The organism is Pyrobaculum calidifontis JCM 11548 (genome assembly GCF_000015805.1).
In the GTDB taxonomy this organism is placed as follows: Archaea; Thermoproteota; Thermoprotei; order Thermoproteales; family Thermoproteaceae; genus Pyrobaculum; species Pyrobaculum calidifontis.
In genome coordinates this window covers 1,420,016-1,438,506 of the sequence record NC_009073.1, presented here as the reverse complement: position 1 = coordinate 1,438,506, position 18,491 = coordinate 1,420,016, and the positions used below count along the sequence as shown (strand labels likewise).

The following is an 18,491-nucleotide window of genomic DNA, read 5'->3' as shown; positions in this document are numbered from 1 at the left end:
ACGGGCGCGGCCGGTTTACTCGGCCAACGCCTTGGCGAAGAGTTCTCTGTAGATTGGGACTTGCCATGCGTAGTGCTTCCCCACGCCGAGCTCTCTGTCTATGGGGGGTGGCTCAAATGGGGTGTCTACCTCGTTGCCTAGCTCAAGGTCTCTGGGCAACTCCATCACAAGGTTGTATCTTATGAGCAAGTCGGCTAGCTCGTGGAGCTCGGGCTCTTCGCCTAGGCGGAGGTAGTCAACGTCCTCTACCACCCGCCGCGCGAGCTCGCCTAGGCGCCTCCCCTTCACCAAACCGACAAGAGACTCCAAGCCCTTAAGCGCGGCGAGCCGCCGCTTGTACTTATCCACGTCCCAGCCCAGCTTTGCCAGCTCCTCTAGCCCCCTCGGATTCCCGCCATAGAGCTTCCACACCTCGTCGAAGGGGGGCGCCGGGCCGGGGTAGAGCTCCCTCGCTCTGTAGTACAGCTCTTCGAAGTCCCGCCTGGGGAGATTCCACAAATAGGCCTGCCAGACGTAGCTGTGCCGTGCCAGTAGGCCTCTGGAATAGCCCTCTGACGTAAGAGCGAAGAAGTTGACTATGACGTCTTTCAACTCCTCTGGTCTCCCCACGTTCATAGTGGATTCCATGGATTTGGCATATGCCTCCACATTGACGAATGTGGTGGTGACTTCGTCTACTACGATGAATATCCGTTTTACGTCCTTGGTTTTGACGTATTTTGGTATCGACGTGGCCATGATGGCAAAGAATTCGCCGAAGTGCGTGATTTGGGAGAGGCTCCTAAACATGGCCTTGGCTAACTGCTTGGCCAGCTTTTTCACGTCTACGGGCGCGGTGGCAATTACGGCCTCGGCGAGCTCGCTCTTCCTCGTGTCTACAAGGACAGCAACCCCATCGGGATACCACTCTTTAAATCTCTTCACCGCCTCTTTAAACAGTCGAGACTTACCACAACCCTCAGGGCCGAAGACGAAGAGGGGGAGGTACATCTGCCCCGTGTTGTACCTCTTCACCGCCTCTAGTTCTATCTTCCTTCCTATGAATGGGAGTTCCACGTTTGTGCCAGGTCGCGGGGTTATAAGCTTCTCCGCTTGTTTAGACGGCGACTGCCGCGGGGTAGCAACTGAGTTGGCAGTGTCGCGTATGGGCTCTACCCAGAGACTCTCTCCTAGACTCACCCTCCGAGGTGAGGGCGAAGAAGTTTATCTTTCTGTCGACGTCCTCGGCCCTCAGCGGGTCTGTGGTGTGGTACATGTCCTTGGCCACTCTGTCCACCTCAGCTACGCCAAAGGCCGCCACAGCTTGTCAAAAACGTCCTCCTAACCCTCTTGTATATACGCCGCGCAATTCTCGCACATAAGAACGCCGCAGGCTTTCCCAGAGGCGCAGAAAAGGGGCCAGCCCCGACTTGTTGCGAAGCGGCGGCGGTAAACTCTTCCACGACTTCACACAACATGTCAGGGGAAGACGCGGCGAATATCTTATACACATCGTCCATTGTTGCATCTATTAGAAGCGCTTGCCGTCTTGATACCACTCCTTAAAGCGGCGCACGGCCTCTCGAAAAAGGCGGGACTTCCCGCAGCCCTCAGGCCCGTAGACAAATATGGGCACAAGCATCTGCCTCGCGTTATACCTCCTCAAAGCCTCCAACTCCGCCCCACGAAGGGCAACACGAGCAATATTCAACATACACATATAAATAGTGGTGACGCTTTTAAAACGTTGGAGTCTGTAACGCATGCGCCTGGCATTCACGGGGAGCGGCAAGGGGAAGACCTCTGCGGCACTCGGCATAGCGCTGAGGGCGTGGGGCCACGGGCTCAGGGTGCTGTACGTGGGAGTCATGAAGACGCCCTTCTACATGGGGGAGGAGGTGGGGGAGTACAAGGCCATGAGGCGGCTGGGGATAGACGCTGTGTATCTCACCGACTTAAGGAGCCCCGCCGCCCTCCTGGAGTACGCCCTCTCCCAAGGCGACAGCTACGACGTAGTCGTGTTGGACGAGCTGTTGTACGCGGTTAGGCAGGACCTTCTAGAGCCGCGGCACTTGGGCGATCTCGCAAGGCTGAGGTCCCACGTGGTGGTCACTGGGGGGTATTGGGAGGAGGGCTTTGGGGGCTACTTCGACTTAGTGACGCGGCTGGACAACGTCAAACACTACTACCAGAGGGGGGTTTTGGCCATTAGGGGGCTTGACTGGTGAAATCTGGCTTGCGCTAGCGCTCGCCTTGGCCCTCGACGTGGTGTACCCCGAGCACCGGGGCCTCCTCTTAAAGATACACCCGGTGCACACCTCCTACTTCATGGCGCTACGGCTGGCCAAGCGGCGGAGGGACAGGCTGTGGGGAATTGCAGTGTGGCTCGCCGTAGAGGCGGCGCATTTGACCCCCTTCGCCGCGCTTTTGGCCCTGGCCGCCTTCCACCCCCTGGCGTGGGCTCTGGCGGCCGCCGCTACACTCAAGTTCTCCATCTCGTACAAGCTCTTGGTGGACATATGCCGCAGAGTGCAGAAGGCGCTTGAGAGAGGCGACTTGGCAGAGGCAAGGCGGTGGGTGAGTCACATCGTGAGAAGAGACGTATCCTCCCTAGAGGAAGCCGGCGTAGCGTCGGCGGCGTTGGAGAGCTTGGCGGAGAGCCTAGTGGACGGCTTCACTTCACCGGTCTTCTACGCCGTACTGCTGGGCCCCCTAGGCGCCTTAGGGCAAAGGGTGGCCAACACGTTGGACGGCGCTTTAGGCTATAAGACGCCCGAGTTTAAAGACGTGGGGTGGGTCTCGGCCCGGGCGGACACAGTCCTGAACTTTATCCCGGCCCGCCTCACCGCCCTACTGATAGCCCTCCTGGCGCCCATAGCCGGCGGCGACGTGAGGAAGGCCCTGGCAGTGTGGCTAAGGTGGCACAACGCCACAGAGAGCCTCAACGCGGGCCACCCAATGTCGGCCATGGCAGGAGCGCTCGGCGTGAGACTGGAAAAGAGGGGGCACTACGTCTTGAACCCCTCTGGGAGGCCGCCCACCGCGGCCGACATAGCCAGAGGCGTTAAGCTTGCCACGGCAGTCACCGCGGTTTACTTCGTAGTCATGTTTTTAATATGGACGATTGTTCAATATTTAAAAGTGTTGATTTTTGGAGGCCCATGAAAATAGCCTTCTACAGCGGGGGCAAAGAGAGCGTGTACGCGGCTCTCTTGGAGTGGCCCATAGACGCCTTTGTATTCCTCATCTACGAGTTTCCCAGGCCCTCTCCCCACATCGCTAACTTGGGCTTCGCCGTGGGGTTTGGCTCGCGTATAGCCCCCGTGGTGGTTCACAAGTTGCCCAAGGGGAGAGAGTTTGAGGAAAAGGCCCGCCTCTTGAGGAAGCTGGGCGTAGACGTGATTGTCGCTGGGGACGTCGACGTGGAAGACCACTTGCGCTACATGGAGAAGCTGGCGCGCGAAGTGGGGGCGTCGCTGAAGGAGCCGCTGTGGGGGATGGACCACGAAGAGCTCCTCAGGAGGGAGGCGGAGGAGCTCTCCTTTTACATCATCGGCGGGCCGGGGGAGCTCCTCTGTAGAAGAGTCGACGGGAGCAACGTGGAGGAGTTTATCGCCTTGGCGAAGAAGATGAGTGTCGACCCCCTAGGGGAGCGCGGAGAGTACCACAGCCAAGTGGTAGAGGTGAAGAGGCTCGTCGTCTCAGCTGAGGCAAAGTGTGTGCCTGCGGCGGTCTACGGGGGGTACTACATCGCCGAGATTAGGCCGTGATTGTAGACCTCTTGTCTAAGTATGCGGAGTGTGACGGCGTCCTCCTCTCCGGGGGAATTGATAGCACTTTGGTGGCCTACGCCGCGAGGCGGATAGGACATGTGCCCGTCGGCATAACAGTGTCGCTGGTCAGTTGCCAGGGGGATTTGCCATTTGCCTTATACGCCGCGGCCCGCCTCTCCACCCCCCTCTCCATTGTGCAAGTGAGACTTGTAGAGGCGCTCGACTACGTGGAGAGGGCCATGGAGGTGTTGAAGAACTTCAACGCCATGGAGCTCGTAAACTGCGCAGTGCAGTATGCTGGGCTTGAGAGGGCGAGGGACTTGGGGCTTAGGAGGGTGTGTACAGGCGACGGGGGAGACGAGCTTTTCCTCGGCTACTCCTTCTACCGCAAATATCCCCTCCACGCGCTTGAGGAAAAACGCCGCGAGATAGTGGCAAAGTGGAGGTTCTGTAGCCGCCAGATAGCCCAGGCCTTGGGCCTAGAGGCGGTGCTCCCCTTCACAGAGAACGAGGTGGTGAAATTTGCGCTCGCTCTGCCAGCCGCCGAGGTCTTAGACAAAAAGCCGCTTAGAGAGGCCCTAAAGGGCGTGGCGCCGCTAATCGCCGCGAGGAGGAAGACCCCGCTGGAGGAGGGTAGTTGCTTCAACCGCCTGTACGAGGAGATGGAGAAGAGGGCTGGGAGCCCCTACGCCTACCTCTGCCGCCTCTTTGAAGCAAAGGGCTTCCAATACCTGCGGAGCGCCGAGGGGTGCCCTAGATGCGGCTACGCTCAATTCGACGGCTACTGCTCCATGTGCGGCTACTATGAAGAGCGGTAATGCGCTGGGCATGGAATTGAAGTTGTACACACTAGGCGAGGTGGACGCCGCAATTCTAGCGGAGCTACAGCCTCGGCTAGCCCCCGTCAGAGTCCAATGGCTGTAGTCTTCTATCACGGGGGCACCAGTTGGGCGGAGGAGGGCGTCATGCCAGATTTCTCGGACAACTCAAACCCCATAGGCCCTCCCGAGGGCTTGATTTATTACGTGAGAGAGGCCGTGGAGAGGGGCGTCTACCTCCGCTTCCCGGCCAATTTGGCGGAGGAGGTGTTGAGGGAGTACGAGGGGGTTGAGGTGACTGTGTTCAACGGGGCGACTGAGGCCCTGCTTGCGGCTATCGCGGCGCTTAAGCCGCGGCGCATTGTAATCCCCTGGCCCAACTACGCCGACTATGTGAGAGTGGCTCAGCTGCTCGGCGTCGGCTACGTCCTAGTGGAGGACCCCCTACAAGCCGCCTCGGGGGACCTAGTGGTGATGTCAAACCCCAACAATCCGCTGGGGAGGTACGTGAGGAGAGACGAGGTGCTCGACTTGGCGCGCCGCCTCAAGGCGAGAGGGGCGGCGCTTCTCGTGGACGAGTCCTTCATAGACTTCACAAGGGGCGAGTCCGCCGCCCCAGACGTGCCCGTGGTGAAATCCTACGGCAAACTCCTCGCGGCGCCGGGCCTCCGCGTCGGGGCATACTTGGGCGACCCCCCGCCGGGCCTCAAAGCGCCTTGGCGTCTCAACTCCATAGCAGACTACGCCATCTACCACCTAGGCGCATCTGGCATAAAGAAGCACAGAGAGAGGACCCTCGCCTACATAGCCGAAGAGCTCCCGCGGGTGTGGCAGAAGGTCGCCAAGTGCGCGAGCCCGCTCCCCACCGACGTCCACTTCTTCGTGGTGAAGGGCAGAGAGCCCAAGGGGGTCAAGGTGAGGCCGCTGTGGACCCACGGCCTTGCAGACGCCTACCGCGTATCTATCAAAACTCCGGAGCTAAACGACGTGTTGATAAAGGCCATATGCAGTGCCTAAGGGCGCTCCTCTCCTTCTTCACAATAATACCGGCGGGAGTAGCCAAGCTGGACTTCAAATGCGCCTGGGCGCTCCCCTACGTGGTACCCCCCTTAGTGGCGGGGCCAGCGGCCGCCGCCCTGTGGCTCGGCGCAAGTCCCCACGTGGCCTATCTCTTACTCCTCTTGATGACCGGGCTCAACCACCTCGACGGCCTCGCCGACGTGGCCGACGCATTGATGGTCAGAGACAGGGAGAGGGCACGCGCCGTGTTGGAAGACCCCAGGAGGGGCACTGGCGGCATATTCGCAGTGGTGGCCACATACGCAGTCGCCACAGCCTCTACCGCGTCCCCTCTTCAGCTCCTCTTGGCAGAGGTCTTCTCAAAGGCACTGATAGTGACCGTAGCGGCGTTTAGCAAGCCATTCAAGCCCGGCTTAGGGGCGCTGTTTATAGACGGCGCGAGGTCCACCTGGCCGCTGGCGCTCCCAGCCCTAGCCGTGATAATATGCTTAAGGCCAGCCGCTACGCTTGCCGCCCTTGCCGTTGCCTTGGCGTTGTATGCTGTTGCATATCAACACCTCGGTGGGGCAAACGGAGACGTCTTCGGCTACCTTCTAGAGGTCTCACGTGTGGCGTATATAGTTACGTGGCACATGTAGCCGTATGAGTTTACTTATATAATGGATTTCTCTCCCTCTTATGAACTTAAAGCCAGCCATATTCGCCGTGGTGATTGGGACTACAGACGTCTCTCTAATCCCCGGCATAACTGTTGCGGGGGCTACTCCTGAGCTTACCCACTATACCCCCGCCTTGGACGTGGAATATCTCCTCACCGGGAGGCCTATCACCCTCGACGTAGTGCCAGTGACGCCCGACGGCATTCCCACCCCCGCGCTTGTCACAAGGGCAGTGGCCTTCGACGTGCCTAAGCTGGTGGTAAACGCCGGGGCTAGAGTGAGGCCGAGGGTGCCGTATGTGGACTTAGGCGGCGAGCCAGGCGGGGACATAAGGAGGGGCCCTGCCATGAGTTGCGCCGCGGCCGAGGAGCTGGCGAGCAGGGGCAGGATGCTCGGGCGGGAGCTGGGCCGCCTCGGCGTAGTGTACCTCGGAGAGTCTATACCAGGGGGAACCACCACGGCCATGGCCATACTAGTGGGGCTGGGATACAACGCTTGGGGCAGGACCAGCTCCGCCTCGCCCAATAATCCAAAGGAGCTTAAGGCCCAAGTCGTAATGGATGCCCTCGAGAGGGCCAAGCCGCCCCCCGACCCGCTCAGGGTGGTATGCGAGCTGGGCGACCCGGTCCACCCCGCCTTGGCGGCAATTGCGCTGGGCGTCGCTGAGGCGGGCGGAGTCCCGGTATTGGCGGGGGGTACTCAGATGGCGGCGGCCGCGGCGATTTACAAGGCCATGGGCGGCGACCTCGCCAAGTTGCATGTGGTTACCACTAGGTGGATTGTGGAAGACAAGTCGGCGGACTTCCTCGGCCTAATGGCCGAGGTAGGGGTCAAAAACGTCCACGTGGCCACCGCCTCTTTCGGCGAGTCGAAGTACGAGGGGCTTAGGGCCTATGAGAGAGGCGCCGTTAAGGAGGGGGTGGGGATGGGCGGGGCGCTCTTCTACGCCCAGTCCATGGGGCGCGACGTGTTGAAGCTGGTGGAGGCCGAGTACGAGCGCGTATGGAGATACGTAAAGAGAGGGGACTAGTGGTGGTGGAACTCGGCGAGGCGCACCGCGCCATTTCCTCTCTCCCCACGCCGCCCCAGATCGCTAGAATAGCGTTTAAGCAGGTGGACAAGGACTTCTCCGATACCTACGAGGCAGAGGCGGCCCGCGTGAGGAAGGCGCTGGGGGAAGACACTGCGGTCTTTCTAACGGCGGCAAAGCTACCCGAGTCCTTTGGCGTAAGGGCCGAGGGCCCCGTCTCCGCGGCGGCCACAGTGGCCATGTCGCCGACGAGTTGCGTCGGGGGGACTATCAACGTGGCCGTTATAGCAGACGCTCCGCTGTCCAAGTGGGGCATGGTAGACCTCCTGAGGACAGCGGTGGAGGCCAAGTGCCTAGCCGCGGTGGACAGGCTGGCCAGATGCAACGGCATGAGGAGCCCAGGCACAGTCACCGACGCGGTTCTAGTAGCCGTGCCGGAGAGGCAAGGAGAGTCGATACATCACGCCGGCCCCGCCACCGAGCTGGGGCAAAGGGCTACGCAGCTCGTCTACGAGCTTGTCGTCGCTTTGGACGCCTACGACCTCTTTGAAAGAGCGCTCGGGGCCACTAGGAGGGAGTTCTCGCAAGCCTTCGCCGCCTTGCTTAAGGAGGCTCCTCTGCCAGTGAAGGAGGGGGAAGAGCTGAGAGAGCTTGACAAATTCCTCAAAGACCCAAACGTCTGGGCCCTCATCTTGGCCGCCTCTGAGCTGGACGCCATGGGCACAAGGGGCCTCATCCCAGGGCTCTCGGCGGAGGAGTTCAAAAGCGACTCGCCTAGGCTTGTCGCAGACGAGCTCCTCGGTGTGGCGCTGGCGGACTACCTCGGGGGATTCCAAGCAGTCTTGACCACTTACTGGGTCGAGCGGGTGAAGAAGAGGGGCGCCTTTAGAGAGCTCGCCCCCTTTGCAGACGACATAATGTCGGCGTTGCTGGCCTCGGTGTATCTATCCCTCTACAAAAAGGCGTATGGGGGCGAGAGGCAATAATTTTTATACCGCGATAAGGTTGTGGAAGAGCTACCTCCCGAGCTGAAGGCCATGTTCGAGGCGTATAGAGAGGCGAGGAGGCCCCGTATAAAGATAGGCTACATGAGGATAAAAAGGGTCGTGGGGGAGATATGTGGCCGTCAGAGTGAAGATAAGGCTGAGGGCGGGAAATAGAGAGGTGTCCACGTCGGCCCTCGTTAACACGGGCTTTGAATCCCCAGCGCCCGACGTGGCGGTACCCACAGCCGTTGCAAAGGCCCTCGGTTTGTGGCCCCCTACAAGAGCTTGGCTTGTCTCAGCCGATACAGGCGGCGGAGAGGTTGAGATGGCGTATATAGAGACTGGGGAGAGCTAGAGCTAGAGGGTAGGCGATTAGTGGTCAACGTGGCGGTGAACCTCTACATCGACGAGGTATTGCTAAGTGACTACGTCGTGGGGAAGCTGTGCATAATAATACTAGACGCCAAGAGGGGCTTGTGGCGCTTCTGCAACGAGGACACCGTTAGACAGTCGGCATTTAGGTTATTATCTTGCCTTAAACTATCGTCTCCTACACAGTGATATGCACCTGTGCTTTAACACTCAGAGGAATTGGCCAAAATCCCCAGGATTTTTTGAGAAAACTCATCGGGGGGAGGGGATGGTGAAAGGGAGCTAAGGGGTTCCTGTCCGTGACCTGGCACACTGACCTCTCCCCTCCACCTCTCCATGTACATTATTTGTGTTTTTAGATAAACTTTTCTCTGCCGTCTAGTCACGAGTTGGCAGTCGTCCTTGGCGGCGGCTGTGTGCTGAGTCAAGTCTCGGCGTGCCTCCCTCAGTCGAAGTGGTCGCATAACTTCTGTGACACAGTTGGCGGAGAGACGGGAAGGTACATGCATTGTGTCGTTAAATTAGGCGGGCCTATAGCTGACGCGATGTGTTGTTACGCCTCTTTTCAATATCTGGCAACGGTGGTAGGATGCGCCGTTGCTAATATGTGTAAGGGGACGATGGTGTAAAATATTCAAAAAATTATAATTTTCTATATATGACTGGAGAAAGTTGAAACATGTTTATAAAGTGAAATGTATAAGATGTTTATGGAGATTCAAACTTCAGTCGAAGGAGGTCGGGGAATGGGGACTGCTAAGGAGAAGGCGTCACGCGCCTGCCAGCCGACTTAGCGACACGCCTCTTGAGCCGCAAGACATGGTCGTCAATCGTAGCGTCAGTACTGCGCCCGGCAATCGCTCCTGACACCGTGATTCCGTACTATAAGGCCCAAGATTCCGCGCGCCAAGATCCTTGAAAAACCGCCGCTTTAGCTTTTGTTCTGTGGCGTTAAAGTAGCGTGGCTTTAGGTTGATGCGGCTATCGCCACAGTTACCCGACGCTTGTAGGATCTCTTTCTGTAGAGCAAAAAGCCGCGGGGGCCCGCCGCGGCTAGCGCAGATGCTTCAGCCACGTTTCCCGCGCCCACTGTAGCCTTGGCGATTTCAAGAGGCGGCGAGAGGCACCGATCCCTCGCCAGTTGCCCCGGGTTAAGCAAGATGGGCCTCGTTCCCAGCCTCTCGGCCACTTGATAGACGAGAGGCTTTATCGACGCAACGGCCTCCAGAGTCGTTGCCCCCACCGCCTTCATAGCTTGTAGAATAGCCTCTACTACGTCCTCTACGGTAGCCGTAGAAGTGGCGCCGAAGCCTGCGTAAATCTTCCACGGCCTACAACACATCTCCCCATCGCAACCCACCCACACCACCACGTCGCAGTCGTTGCCCTGCCTATAGCCAGGGAGGGGGCGTGGAAGAGGGGCGTCGACGCACACCGTCTTGCCCAACGCAAGCGCCCGGTAGACCTCTAAGGCGTCTCGCGGATCTAAGCCGCACAGTAGCGCCCTCTCGAGGTCTTCGACGGGCGCAAATCCCGCCGCCTCAGCGGCCGTTGTCAAGACTGGAGTTGCGCCAAGAAGCTTCGCCAGCTCTATGGCCAAGCCGTTGGCCCCCCTGTGCATGCCCACCACCGGCACCACGTGGCCTAAGTCGTGGGACACCACCACGACTGGGGGGTCCGCCGCCTTGTCCACCAGTCTGCCGCAGAGCCACCTCACCACGCCCCCCAGCGCCATGACGAACACATACGCGTCGTAGCATCCCCAGACGTCCTCCAACTGGCCGTACCTGAAGATATATGCTGCCACGCCCGCCCCCCTCAGCGACTCGGCCACTCTCTCGGCGGGATGCCGCCCAGCCTCTGAGGCGTACACTACGGCAACCCCCCTCCACAGCAGGTCAAGAGACACGGCAGTCCACCACGACGGCCGCGAGGTCCCCTGCGTCGAGCTCTGCCATCTCTTCTACAGACCCCCTCCACTCCCACTCCCCCGGCAGAGTAAGGTTTTCCAGCACCACGGCGCGGCACTTGCCCATGCCCAGCGAGATCAACGCCTCTGCCAGCCGCCTAATTCCGCCAGGGGGAGGGAAAATTACAAGCGCCCTGCTCCTTGCAACACAAGCCACTTCGGCTACGTCCTGCGGCCTTGAGGCGTGCATGGTGAGAAACACCACCTGAGCCAAGTCCAGCCCCACTCTTCCAAGCGCCACGTTTACAGAGGAGACGCCGTTCACCACTTCGAAATCTACGCCAAGCGCCCTTACCCTCTCAAGAAGCTCCCAGTCGGAGACCAGGGGATCGCCATGCACCAAGAGGCAGACCTCATCGCCCGCGGCCCTCTCGGCCGCCCTCCTCAACTCAGCCTCTTGATTCCCATAGGTCAAATAAACCACCTCCTTTCCATCAAGCAGGTGTTTAAACCTCTCCACCACGCTACGCCAGCCCAACACCACTCTGCACCCGCGGATTGTATCTACGGCTTTCAACGTGGCCAGAGAGGGGTCTCCAGGCCCCACGCCCACTATGTACAGCATGGGGGTAGAGAATTTTTCAGGTATTTAAATCTGAAAAAGCTTAAATATAGGAGAAATATCCCAACTATGAAAATTAAAACCAAAAAACTAGGCCTTAAACTGGCGCAGAAGACAAGCCGTTTTCCTCTAAAGACGGCGCTCGCCCTTGCGGCGGCGGGGGTTACTCTGGCCGTGCTCCTCTACCCCGCCGTGATTGACGCGGCGCTCGGGGGAATTCTTCAGAAGATAGTGCCAGCGCCTATATACAACGCAATACACGAGCTGAGACACCTCCTTGGTATACCATGTCACTGAGGCTGGCCCTCGTGGCCGGGGCACTGGCGGCGCTGGTCCAGCTGGCCTTCCTCTACTACTTCGCGGCCCCCCTGGCGGAGTTACTCCACGACAAGCTGGCCGTGGTTGAGGGGGAGGAGGAATACGCAGGGTGGGCTCTCCCGCTCGTGGCCATGGCCCTTGGGGCCGCGTGGGCTGCTCCTTTCCACTACTTGTCCATGCGCCACGGCGTGGCCAAGACGGCCGCGCTTATGTTTGTGGCCTTCTCCCTCCTACCAGGCCTCAAGTGGCTCCCCACTCCGCATGGAGTCTCCTACGTGGAGCCGGTGTGGTGGCGAGAGGCGGTGCACGGTGCGTATCTGCTCTACAACCTATTTGCGCTTCTGTTGGTGCTGAGGGGAGGGCTTGCCGCAGTCGCAGGCGCCGCGGCCCTTGGGGCTGGCCCCCTCCTATTTCCAAGCTTCACTCTCCCCGACAAATACGCGGGAGTTGTGCCAGAGCTGAGGGCCCTCCAAGGCCTTTCCCTGGCGTCTTGGGCGCTGTTCTGGAGCTCGCTGGCGATTTTAACATCTATATTTGCCCCCCTTAGGAGGCTATGGAGGTCATAGTTGTCAACCACGGCTCCCGGAGGTCGGCGTTTAACGAGCTAATGGAGAGGTGGGCCGCCGAGGCGTCAAAGCGCCTTGGAGTTAGGGCCGTGGTGGGGTACAACGAATACGCCGAGCCCAACTGGCGGCAACTAATAAGAGAAGCGGAGGGAGACGTGATAATTGCGCTGGCCTTCCTCGGCGAGGGGAACCACGTGGCCAAGGACATCCTCCGCGAATTAGGCGTGGACTTTGAGCAGTGGGCCACCTCTCCCACGTATGGGAAGAGGGTCTATGTGACAAGGCCGCTGGGCGACTCGCCGCTGGTGTTGTCAGCCTTTCTCTCACGCATAGTAAGGGCCATTGAGGCAGGCGAGGGCGCGCGGCAGAGCCCAGACGTCGTGTGGGATCCAGAGGAGGTGGAGGAGTCGTCTATGAGGTACGTGGCTGAAAGGCTAGGCCTCGACTTGTCCAACTGGAGAGACCGCCTCATAGCCAGGGCGGTTTATGCAAGCGGCAACCTAGAGCTGGCGAAGAACGTGTGGATTTCCCCCGACTTGCTCAAGGCCGCCGAGGAGGCAGTGCGTGCCGAGGTGCCAGCTGTCGCTGACGTGAGAATGGTGGCCGCTGGGCTCAAGTACCGAAGGGTGTACGTGGCAGTGGATGCGCCCGCTCAAGCAATAGGCGTGACGAGGGCGGCGCAGGGCGTGCGCCACTGGCTCAGAGAGCTTAAGCACGGGATCTTAGCAGTGGGCAATGCCCCCACGGCGCTTAAGGCAGGCTTAGACGCGTGGAGGAGCGGCGAGGCTGAGTTGGCCTTTGCGGTGGCGTCCCCCGTGGGCTTCACCAATGCCGAGAGAGTCAAGGAGGAGCTCGTGGAGTCTGGCATCCCCGCCGCAGTGGTCAGGGGGACATACGGCGGATCTGGAATCGCCGTGGCGCTTTTCAACGAGCTGGTCAAGCTGGCCCATGGGCGGTAAGATATACGTAGTGGGAATAGGCCCCGGCCACCCCTCCCAGCGCACCTTCGCCGCAATTGACGCCATAGCTAAAAGCGAGGTGGTGGTGGGGTATGAGACGTATATAAAGCTGGTGGAGGACCTCCTCGGGGGCAAGGAGGTGGTTTCGGCCAAGATGCGGCAGGAGGTGTACAGGGCAGAGGTGTCTATAGCCAAGGCGCTGGAGGGGAAGACCGTGGCCTTGGTCTCAGACGGAGATCCGCAAGTCTTCGGCATGGCCCCCCTCCTCTTTGAGATGTTGGCCAAGAGGGGGATCTCCGTAGATGTGGAGGTGGTGCCTGGCGTAACCGCGGCGCTGGCCGCTGGGGCTAGGCTCGGCTCGCCTCTAGGATCAGACTTCGTCGTGTTGAACCTAAGCCCCCTTCTGACCCCCGAGGATGTGATTCTCCACAGGGCGTTGAAGGCCGCAGAGGGCGACTTTGTAATTGCGTTGTACAACCCCATAGATAGTGGGCTGCTGAGGCGCGTCTTAGAGGTGGTAAAGGCCGTCAGAGGCCCCTCGACGCCTGTGGGAGTTGTTAAAAACGCCTACAGAGAGGGAGAGGCGGTGAAGATAACCACGTTGGGCGAAGTAGACGTAGACGAGGTGGACATGCGCACTATCCTCATAGTGGGCAACTCTGAGACATTTGTCTGGGGCAGCTACATGATTACGCCGAGGGGATACAGCAGGAAGTACCGGCTATGATTCCACTGATGCGTTTTGGGATAACCACCGGCCTCGCGGCGGCTGCTGCGGCCAAGGCCGCCGCGCTGTTTGCGCTGGGGGAGCGGCCCAGAGCTGTGGTAGTGCCTACGCCCATTGGGCTAAGGATTGAGGTGCCCGTGGAGAGGCTGTACGTAGAAGAGGGGAGGCACTGCGCCGAGGTAAAGAAGGTCTCTGGGGACAACCCCGACGTCTTGGACGGGGCGATAATCAAGGCGTGTGCGAGGCTGGGGGGCGAGGAGGTGGTAGTTAAGGGGGGCAGGGGGGTCGGCGTGGTCACTAGGCCCGGTTTGCCGGTGCCCCCCGGAGAGCCCGCCATAAACCCTGTGCCTAGGCGGATGATTGAGGAGGCCTTTAGAGAGGTGGCGAAGGGCGGTGAAGTGGTGATAGAGGTGCCCGGCGGGGAGGAGCTGGCCAAGTTAACCATGAACGAGAGGCTTGGCATCGTGGGCGGAGTGTCTATACTGGGCACCACTGGCATAGAGTATCCAGTGAGCGCCGAGGGGTATATTGAACATGTAAAGGCCGAGCTGAAGGTGCTGAGGTCGTCTGGGGACAGAGTGGTGTTGGCGCAGGGGAGTGGAAGCGCCCAATATGCCAGGTCCGCCATATGCGACTGTGTGGTCAAAATAGGGGACTTAGTGGGAGAGGCCGTGGCGGCGGCTAGGGAGTTTGGCTTCTCTGAGATCTACTTGGCCACGATGCCGGGCAAGCTGGCTAAGATAGCTTGCGGTGCGTTGAACACCCACAGCAAGTTGTGTAAATGCGGCGTAGAGTCCGTGCTTTACTCGGCCGTGGCGGTGGGCGTAGATCCCGCACTGCTTGGGGCACTAGTTAAGGCCTCGTCTGTGGAAGAGGCGCTGTATTACTTGGGCCCACACGCCAGGGCCGTGGTGGAACACATGGCCGTTAGGGCTAAGCAGGCGTTGGGCAACGACGTAGTAGTGGTGGTGTTCGCAAGGGGAGGGGAGCTGTTGGCCAAGGTATGACTTGGCCCTACGCAACGCCGGGAATACCCGACGAGCTGTTTGAGAGGGCGGAGGGCGTGCCTATGACCAAGGCGGAGGTGAGGTCAGTAGCTCTTTCAAAGCTTAGGCTACGCAGAGGCGGCGTCTTAGTGGACGTGGGCTGTGGGACAGGGAGCGTGTCTGTGGAGGCGGCGCTTATAATGGGAGAGGGGTCGCGCGTATACGCCGTGGACTACGACGAGGAGGCGCTCATGTTGACTAAGCGCAACGCGGAGAAGTTCGGCGTGGCGGACAGAGTGGTGTTGGTGAGGGGAAAGGCCCCGGAGGTGTTGGCCGAGTTGCCTAAGGCAGACCGCTACTTCGTCGGCGGGGGAGGGCTTGAGCTACCGGCCATAATCAAGGCCGCTGTGGAGCGCATGGAAAAGGGGATCATAGTCGCCGACGTGGTGACTTTGGAGTCGCTTAAGGCGGCGGTGGAGGCCCTCGGCGAGTTGGGCCTAGACTACGAGGTGACCCAGATATTCGTCGCCCGCGGACAGCGCAAGGGAAGGTACACGGTGATGACCGCTTTAAACCCCGTCTACATAATTACGGCATATGCTTAGGGTAATTGGCCTAGGCCCCGGAGACCCGGAGCTTGTGACAATTAAGGCGCTTAAGGCCCTCCAGAGGGCAGACGTGGTCTTTGTGCCCAAGTCCACCTCCTCAGAGGCCAGCCTGGCGAGGAGGATAGTGGAGAGGTACGCCGGCGGCCAAGTAGTGGAGCTGGAGTTCAAGATGGGCGCCAGCGCCTCTGAGGACTACGCCAAGGCCGCGGAGGCGGTGAAGAGGTACGGGGGAGAGAAGGCGTATGTGGTGCTGGGAGACCCCGCGCTGTACAGCACCTTCGCCAAGCTCCTGCCCTACGTTGATGAGCCCGTGGAGTACATCCCCGGCGTCTCCGCCATAGTTTCCTGTTCACTCAAAGTCGGCAGGCCGCTCGCCGTCGGGGACGAGGCCGTGGCCATTGTGCCAGCCACGAGGCCGGAGCTAGTGGAGACCGCCCTCTCCCTCTTCGACGCAGTGGTGGTGGTCAAGGCCAACAAGAACCTAGACTTGTTAAACCGCCTCCTCTCTTCATATGCCGGCGCGGCTGTCAGGAGGTGCCACATGGAGGGAGAGGCTGTGGGCCGGGCCGTGGGGTGGACTGACTACTTCACCACTGTGTACCTATGGCGGGCAAGGTAGTGTTCATAGGCGCCGGCCCCGGCGACCCAGAGCTCATCACTGTGAAGGGGCTGAAGTACCTCCAGGCGGCAGACGTAGTGGTCTACGCGGGGTCGTTAGTTAACCCCGAGCTTTTGAAATACGCGAGGCCAGACGCCGAGGTCTACAACAGCGCTTCTATGACCACAGAGGAGATAGTCTCAATCCTCGTGGAAAAGGCCTCCAAGGGGTTGCTCGTGGCCAGGCTAAAGTCGGGCGACCCCTCCATATACGGCGCCTTGTGGGAGGAGATAATCCCCCTCCAGTTGCTGGGCATACCCTACGAAGTTGTGCCAGGCGTCACGGCGGCGCTTGCGGCCGCCTCAGCCATGAAGATTGAGCTGACCGTGCCCAAGAGAGTGCAACACGTAGTTATTACGAGGGCGTCCACCAGAGTGCCCATGAGGGGGTCCCTCGTAGATGTGGCAGAGTTCATGCGCAAGACGGGGGCAGTCGCAGTGATATACACCGGCGTCCACGTAATAGACAAGGTGGTCCACGAGCTGTTGCAAGGCGGCCTTGGCACCGATACCCCAGTCGCGGTGGTATACAAGGCCACATGGCCAGACCAGAAGATAGTGACAGGCACACTCGGGGACATAGCGGAGAAAGTCAAAAGAGAGAGAATAGTCCGCGACTCCATCATCATAGTGGGTGAGCCCGTGAGCCCACCCGAGCTACCGAGGAGCTCCGTATACGACCCAAGCCACTCACACAGCTATCGGCCAAGGCGTGTCGAAGAGCCGCGTTAAACCACCTGCTCTCTCGCAAACCTCTTGACTACGCCGGGGATGCGGTCTAGGAGGTCTGTGGCTGTTATGTGGAAGCCCAGCTGAGCCGCCGCCTCTTCGCCAGCGAGGCCGTTGACGAAGGCGGCAACCGCCGCCGCCTCTAGGGGGTCCTTGGACTTGGTGAGGAAGGCCGCCACAAGGCCCGTGAGCACGTCGCCAGTGCCCCCCACGGTCATTGCAGGTGTCCCCGTGGCGTTTATCTTAACCCTCTGCCCGTCTGAGGCCACGTCGAACCTGCCCTTGAGGAGGATGACCGCGCCTCCGAGCCGCGCCGCCCACTCCTTCACCACCTCGGCCCTAGCCCTCAGATCTGCGGGGGGCTCCACGCCGGTGAGCGCCTTGAACTCCCCCGCGTGCGGAGTAAAGACCACGACACCCCTCGCCTCCACTCCCCTAAGCGCCTTTATCGCGTCTGCGTCTACCACCAGCGGCTTCCTCCCGGCCAGCTTGTTGAACAGCTCGCGCACGGCGTCTGGCGTCTCTCCCTCAGTCCCAAGGCCGGGCCCCATGGCCACTACGTCGAACCGCTCCGCAAGAGACGCCAGCTTGTCCACGTGTTTGAGGGAGAGGCGGGCCCCCTCGAGGGGTATGGCGATGACCTCAGGGCCCTGCGCCTTGGCCGCGTAGGCCGCCGGCTCGGGCGCCGCCACCACTGCCAAGTCCACGCCGCCTCTCAGAGCGGCCTTAGCCACGTAGACGGGGGCCCCCGAGTACTCCAACGAGCCCCCAACCACCAGCACCCTCCCGTGGTCCCCCTTCTTAGAGTCAGCCCGCCTAGAGAAGTTGAGGTAGGCGAAGTCCCCCGGCCCCACCACCAGCTCAGCCTCAGGCGGGATGCCGATGGGCTCCACCACAAGCTCCCCCACGTACCTCTCGGCGCCAGGCGCCAAGAGGCCCCTCTTAGCCTTGTGGAAAGTGACCGTCAGCGCGGCCTTGACGGCCTTGTCTCTCACCTCCCCCGTGTCTGGGTCAAGGCCGCTTGGCACATCCACAGCCACCTTAGGCGCCGCCGCGGCGTTCATGAGGTCAATGGCGGTGGCCTGCGGCTCCCTCAACACACCCCTAATCCCCGTCCCCAACACGGCGTCTACAATGACGTCAGCCCAGAGGAACCAGTCCTGCAAAGCCAACAGCTCCAACACGTCGCGGACCACCGCCAGCTCCACCCCCCACAGCCTCCTCACAGCCTCGAAGTTGACCCTCGCCAGCTCCTCCCTTGGCTCGCCCAGCCCCACCACCCTCACCCTCTTCCCAGCCGCGTGGAGGTGCCGCGCCGCGACGTAGCCATCACCGCCGTTGTCACCAGTGCCACACACCACCAGGACGTTTGACGCGTTGGGAAACTTCCGCAGAAGGTTCCTAGCCACAGCCGCCCCGGCGTTCTCCATAAGCACAAGCCGCGGCACCCCAAGCCACTCGGCATTACGATCCGCCACATACATCTCCAGAGAAGAGATGGCCATGCCCCCCCCAGATACGTCAATATTTTATCAATTACCCGCGCCAGCCACTTAATGCGGCGAGCATAGTGAGTTGTTTGCATGACAGAGCCGCAGTCAAGGCTCCCCACTCGCACAATGCTAGCCCAAACGGCTACAGCCAAGCGAGGACAGAGCTCCAGTAGACGTCAGTTAATCAAGCCCTCTTCACACATACGCCGTTCCCATGCTCATCACGGAGGGCACCTCGCCCGTCGTTAAATCTCTTATGGAAATTGTTAAATATGGGATA

General features: G+C 60.3%; 26 protein-coding genes. 19 read left to right on the top strand and 7 right to left on the bottom strand.

All coding sequences use genetic code 11. The features are described from left to right. Positions 1-15 precede the first annotated feature (15 nt). Genes PCAL_RS08175 through PCAL_RS08160 form a run of 4 tightly spaced genes read right to left on the bottom strand, consistent with a single transcriptional unit; the run spans position 16 to position 1,693 of the window. Complete coding sequence (locus tag PCAL_RS08175) at positions 16-1,056, bottom strand: ATP-binding protein (protein ID WP_226951939.1); 1,041 nt, start codon at positions 1,054-1,056, stop codon at positions 16-18. 40 nt (positions 1,057-1,096) lie between these two features. Beyond that, positions 1,097-1,300: a hypothetical protein gene (locus PCAL_RS08170; protein ID WP_193322635.1), complete on the bottom strand. Its 204-nt coding sequence runs from the start codon at positions 1,298-1,300 to the stop codon at positions 1,097-1,099. Beyond that, on the bottom strand, positions 1,278-1,499 hold the full coding sequence (locus PCAL_RS08165; protein ID WP_193322634.1) for a hypothetical protein: 222 nt from the start codon (positions 1,497-1,499) through the stop codon (positions 1,278-1,280). Before PCAL_RS08165 ends, PCAL_RS08170 begins: the two co-directional genes overlap by 23 nt. A gap of 11 nt (positions 1,500-1,510) precedes the next feature. Beyond that, positions 1,511-1,693: an ATP-binding protein gene (locus PCAL_RS08160; protein ID WP_193322633.1), complete on the bottom strand. Its 183-nt coding sequence runs from the start codon at positions 1,691-1,693 to the stop codon at positions 1,511-1,513. Positions 1,694-1,742: 49 nt separating this feature from the next. Here PCAL_RS08160 and PCAL_RS08155 point away from each other — a divergent pair, with 49 nt between their 5' ends. The 11 genes from PCAL_RS08155 (at position 1,743) to PCAL_RS11610 (ending at position 8,826) form a co-directional block, all read left to right on the top strand. Next, positions 1,743-2,207 carry a cob(I)yrinic acid a,c-diamide adenosyltransferase gene (locus tag PCAL_RS08155; protein ID WP_011850217.1) on the top strand — a complete coding sequence of 155 codons (465 nt, stop codon included), beginning with the start codon at positions 1,743-1,745 and terminating at the stop codon, positions 2,205-2,207. Continuing rightward, the gene (locus tag PCAL_RS08150; protein ID WP_011850216.1) at positions 2,197-3,144 is read left to right on the top strand and encodes a cobalamin biosynthesis protein; all 948 of its coding nucleotides are present in this window, start codon (positions 2,197-2,199) and stop codon (positions 3,142-3,144) included. The genes PCAL_RS08155 and PCAL_RS08150 overlap by 11 nt, the downstream gene beginning before the upstream one ends. Beyond that, the gene (locus tag PCAL_RS08145; protein ID WP_011850215.1) at positions 3,141-3,749 is read left to right on the top strand and encodes a TTX_0299 family putative ATP pyrophosphatase; all 609 of its coding nucleotides are present in this window, start codon (positions 3,141-3,143) and stop codon (positions 3,747-3,749) included. The genes PCAL_RS08150 and PCAL_RS08145 overlap by 4 nt, the downstream gene beginning before the upstream one ends. After that, complete coding sequence (locus PCAL_RS08140) at positions 3,746-4,570, top strand: asparagine synthase C-terminal domain-containing protein (RefSeq protein ID WP_011850214.1); 825 nt, start codon at positions 3,746-3,748, stop codon at positions 4,568-4,570. Before PCAL_RS08145 ends, PCAL_RS08140 begins: the two co-directional genes overlap by 4 nt. A 147-nt stretch (positions 4,571-4,717) precedes the next feature. Continuing rightward, a complete protein-coding gene (locus PCAL_RS08135) occupies positions 4,718-5,587 on the top strand; it encodes an aminotransferase class I/II-fold pyridoxal phosphate-dependent enzyme (protein WP_226951938.1) in 870 nt (289 codons plus the stop codon). After that, positions 5,575-6,228 carry an adenosylcobinamide-GDP ribazoletransferase gene (locus tag PCAL_RS08130; RefSeq protein WP_011850212.1) on the top strand — a complete coding sequence of 218 codons (654 nt, stop codon included), beginning with the start codon at positions 5,575-5,577 and terminating at the stop codon, positions 6,226-6,228. The genes PCAL_RS08135 and PCAL_RS08130 overlap by 13 nt, the downstream gene beginning before the upstream one ends. Before the next feature lie 40 nt (positions 6,229-6,268). Next, positions 6,269-7,279: a nicotinate mononucleotide-dependent phosphoribosyltransferase CobT gene (gene cobT, locus PCAL_RS08125; RefSeq protein WP_011850211.1), complete on the top strand. Its 1,011-nt coding sequence runs from the start codon at positions 6,269-6,271 to the stop codon at positions 7,277-7,279. Next, entirely contained in the window at positions 7,252-8,265 is a 1,014-nt protein-coding gene (gene cbiS, locus PCAL_RS08120) for a bifunctional adenosylcobinamide hydrolase/alpha-ribazole phosphatase CbiS (protein WP_011850210.1), read from the top strand. Before cobT ends, cbiS begins: the two co-directional genes overlap by 28 nt. A gap of 21 nt (positions 8,266-8,286) precedes the next feature. After that, entirely contained in the window at positions 8,287-8,439 is a 153-nt protein-coding gene (locus PCAL_RS08115; protein ID WP_011850209.1) for a hypothetical protein, read from the top strand. Further along, positions 8,399-8,620, top strand: coding sequence for a hypothetical protein (locus PCAL_RS11615; protein ID WP_226951937.1), 222 nt, complete (start codon positions 8,399-8,401; stop codon positions 8,618-8,620). Before PCAL_RS08115 ends, PCAL_RS11615 begins: the two co-directional genes overlap by 41 nt. A gap of 29 nt (positions 8,621-8,649) precedes the next feature. Beyond that, complete coding sequence (locus PCAL_RS11610; protein ID WP_226951936.1) at positions 8,650-8,826, top strand: hypothetical protein; 177 nt, start codon at positions 8,650-8,652, stop codon at positions 8,824-8,826. A 778-nt stretch (positions 8,827-9,604) separates the two neighbouring features. Here PCAL_RS11610 and cbiG read toward each other — a convergent pair. Together cbiG and PCAL_RS08100 are read right to left on the bottom strand one after the other, a co-directional pair. Then, positions 9,605-10,546, bottom strand: coding sequence for a cobalt-precorrin 5A hydrolase (gene cbiG, locus PCAL_RS08105; RefSeq protein ID WP_011850206.1), 942 nt, complete (start codon positions 10,544-10,546; stop codon positions 9,605-9,607). Next, positions 10,536-11,171, bottom strand: coding sequence for a cobalt-precorrin-7 (C(5))-methyltransferase (locus PCAL_RS08100; RefSeq protein ID WP_011850205.1), 636 nt, complete (start codon positions 11,169-11,171; stop codon positions 10,536-10,538). The genes cbiG and PCAL_RS08100 overlap by 11 nt, the downstream gene beginning before the upstream one ends. A gap of 66 nt (positions 11,172-11,237) precedes the next feature. Between PCAL_RS08100 and PCAL_RS08095 the strand changes: the two genes are divergently transcribed. From PCAL_RS08095 to cobM, 8 genes are read left to right on the top strand one after another with little or no spacing between them, the layout of a single operon-like run. Continuing rightward, positions 11,238-11,465, top strand: coding sequence for a CbtB-domain containing protein (locus tag PCAL_RS08095; protein WP_193322632.1), 228 nt, complete (start codon positions 11,238-11,240; stop codon positions 11,463-11,465). Continuing rightward, a complete protein-coding gene (locus tag PCAL_RS08090; RefSeq protein WP_011850204.1) occupies positions 11,456-12,052 on the top strand; it encodes a hypothetical protein in 597 nt (198 codons plus the stop codon). Before PCAL_RS08095 ends, PCAL_RS08090 begins: the two co-directional genes overlap by 10 nt. After that, entirely contained in the window at positions 12,040-13,011 is a 972-nt protein-coding gene (locus tag PCAL_RS08085; protein ID WP_011850203.1) for a precorrin-8X methylmutase, read from the top strand. The genes PCAL_RS08090 and PCAL_RS08085 overlap by 13 nt, the downstream gene beginning before the upstream one ends. Further along, the gene (locus tag PCAL_RS08080) at positions 13,001-13,738 is read left to right on the top strand and encodes a precorrin-3B C(17)-methyltransferase (RefSeq protein ID WP_011850202.1); all 738 of its coding nucleotides are present in this window, start codon (positions 13,001-13,003) and stop codon (positions 13,736-13,738) included. Before PCAL_RS08085 ends, PCAL_RS08080 begins: the two co-directional genes overlap by 11 nt. Beyond that, on the top strand, positions 13,735-14,745 hold the full coding sequence (gene cbiD / locus PCAL_RS08075; protein WP_011850201.1) for a cobalt-precorrin-5B (C(1))-methyltransferase CbiD: 1,011 nt from the start codon (positions 13,735-13,737) through the stop codon (positions 14,743-14,745). The genes PCAL_RS08080 and cbiD overlap by 4 nt, the downstream gene beginning before the upstream one ends. Then, on the top strand, positions 14,742-15,329 hold the full coding sequence (gene cbiT / locus PCAL_RS08070) for a precorrin-6Y C5,15-methyltransferase (decarboxylating) subunit CbiT (RefSeq protein WP_011850200.1): 588 nt from the start codon (positions 14,742-14,744) through the stop codon (positions 15,327-15,329). The genes cbiD and cbiT overlap by 4 nt, the downstream gene beginning before the upstream one ends. After that, a complete protein-coding gene (locus tag PCAL_RS08065) occupies positions 15,322-15,951 on the top strand; it encodes a cobalt-factor II C(20)-methyltransferase (protein ID WP_011850199.1) in 630 nt (209 codons plus the stop codon). The genes cbiT and PCAL_RS08065 overlap by 8 nt, the downstream gene beginning before the upstream one ends. Continuing rightward, positions 15,936-16,721: a precorrin-4 C(11)-methyltransferase gene (cobM, locus tag PCAL_RS08060; protein ID WP_011850198.1), complete on the top strand. Its 786-nt coding sequence runs from the start codon at positions 15,936-15,938 to the stop codon at positions 16,719-16,721. Before PCAL_RS08065 ends, cobM begins: the two co-directional genes overlap by 16 nt. On the opposite strand, the gene PCAL_RS08055 is transcribed toward cobM, so the two are convergent. Then, the gene (locus tag PCAL_RS08055) at positions 16,718-18,223 is read right to left on the bottom strand and encodes a bifunctional ADP-dependent NAD(P)H-hydrate dehydratase/NAD(P)H-hydrate epimerase (protein WP_011850197.1); all 1,506 of its coding nucleotides are present in this window, start codon (positions 18,221-18,223) and stop codon (positions 16,718-16,720) included. The genes cobM and PCAL_RS08055 overlap by 4 nt on opposite strands. Between the last annotated feature and the right edge of the window lie 268 nt (positions 18,224-18,491).

What these genes read in the sequence shown, in the direction of transcription:
- PCAL_RS08165 (WP_193322634.1), bottom strand. Translation starts at nt 1,499, where the DNA reads ATGGACGATGTGTATAAGATATTCGCCGCGTCTTCCCCTGACATGTTG.
- PCAL_RS08160 (WP_193322633.1), bottom strand. Translation starts at nt 1,693, where the DNA reads ATGTTGAATATTGCTCGTGTTGCCCTTCGTGGGGCGGAGTTGGAGGCT.
- PCAL_RS08155 (WP_011850217.1), top strand. Translation starts at nt 1,743, where the DNA reads ATGCGCCTGGCATTCACGGGGAGCGGCAAGGGGAAGACCTCTGCGGCA.
- PCAL_RS08145 (WP_011850215.1), top strand. Translation starts at nt 3,141, where the DNA reads ATGAAAATAGCCTTCTACAGCGGGGGCAAAGAGAGCGTGTACGCGGCT.
- PCAL_RS08135 (WP_226951938.1), top strand. Translation starts at nt 4,718, where the DNA reads ATGCCAGATTTCTCGGACAACTCAAACCCCATAGGCCCTCCCGAGGGC.
- PCAL_RS08130 (WP_011850212.1), top strand. Translation starts at nt 5,575, where the DNA reads ATGCAGTGCCTAAGGGCGCTCCTCTCCTTCTTCACAATAATACCGGCG.
- cobT (WP_011850211.1), top strand. Translation starts at nt 6,269, where the DNA reads ATGAACTTAAAGCCAGCCATATTCGCCGTGGTGATTGGGACTACAGAC.
- cbiS (WP_011850210.1), top strand. Translation starts at nt 7,252, where the DNA reads ATGGAGATACGTAAAGAGAGGGGACTAGTGGTGGTGGAACTCGGCGAG.
- PCAL_RS08100 (WP_011850205.1), bottom strand. Translation starts at nt 11,171, where the DNA reads ATGCTGTACATAGTGGGCGTGGGGCCTGGAGACCCCTCTCTGGCCACG.
- PCAL_RS08095 (WP_193322632.1), top strand. Translation starts at nt 11,238, where the DNA reads ATGAAAATTAAAACCAAAAAACTAGGCCTTAAACTGGCGCAGAAGACA.
- PCAL_RS08090 (WP_011850204.1), top strand. Translation starts at nt 11,456, where the DNA reads ATGTCACTGAGGCTGGCCCTCGTGGCCGGGGCACTGGCGGCGCTGGTC.
- PCAL_RS08085 (WP_011850203.1), top strand. Translation starts at nt 12,040, where the DNA reads ATGGAGGTCATAGTTGTCAACCACGGCTCCCGGAGGTCGGCGTTTAAC.
- PCAL_RS08080 (WP_011850202.1), top strand. Translation starts at nt 13,001, where the DNA reads ATGGGCGGTAAGATATACGTAGTGGGAATAGGCCCCGGCCACCCCTCC.
- cbiD (WP_011850201.1), top strand. Translation starts at nt 13,735, where the DNA reads ATGATTCCACTGATGCGTTTTGGGATAACCACCGGCCTCGCGGCGGCT.
- cbiT (WP_011850200.1), top strand. Translation starts at nt 14,742, where the DNA reads ATGACTTGGCCCTACGCAACGCCGGGAATACCCGACGAGCTGTTTGAG.
- PCAL_RS08065 (WP_011850199.1), top strand. Translation starts at nt 15,322, where the DNA reads ATGCTTAGGGTAATTGGCCTAGGCCCCGGAGACCCGGAGCTTGTGACA.
- cobM (WP_011850198.1), top strand. Translation starts at nt 15,936, where the DNA reads ATGGCGGGCAAGGTAGTGTTCATAGGCGCCGGCCCCGGCGACCCAGAG.
- PCAL_RS08055 (WP_011850197.1), bottom strand. Translation starts at nt 18,223, where the DNA reads ATGGCCATCTCTTCTCTGGAGATGTATGTGGCGGATCGTAATGCCGAG.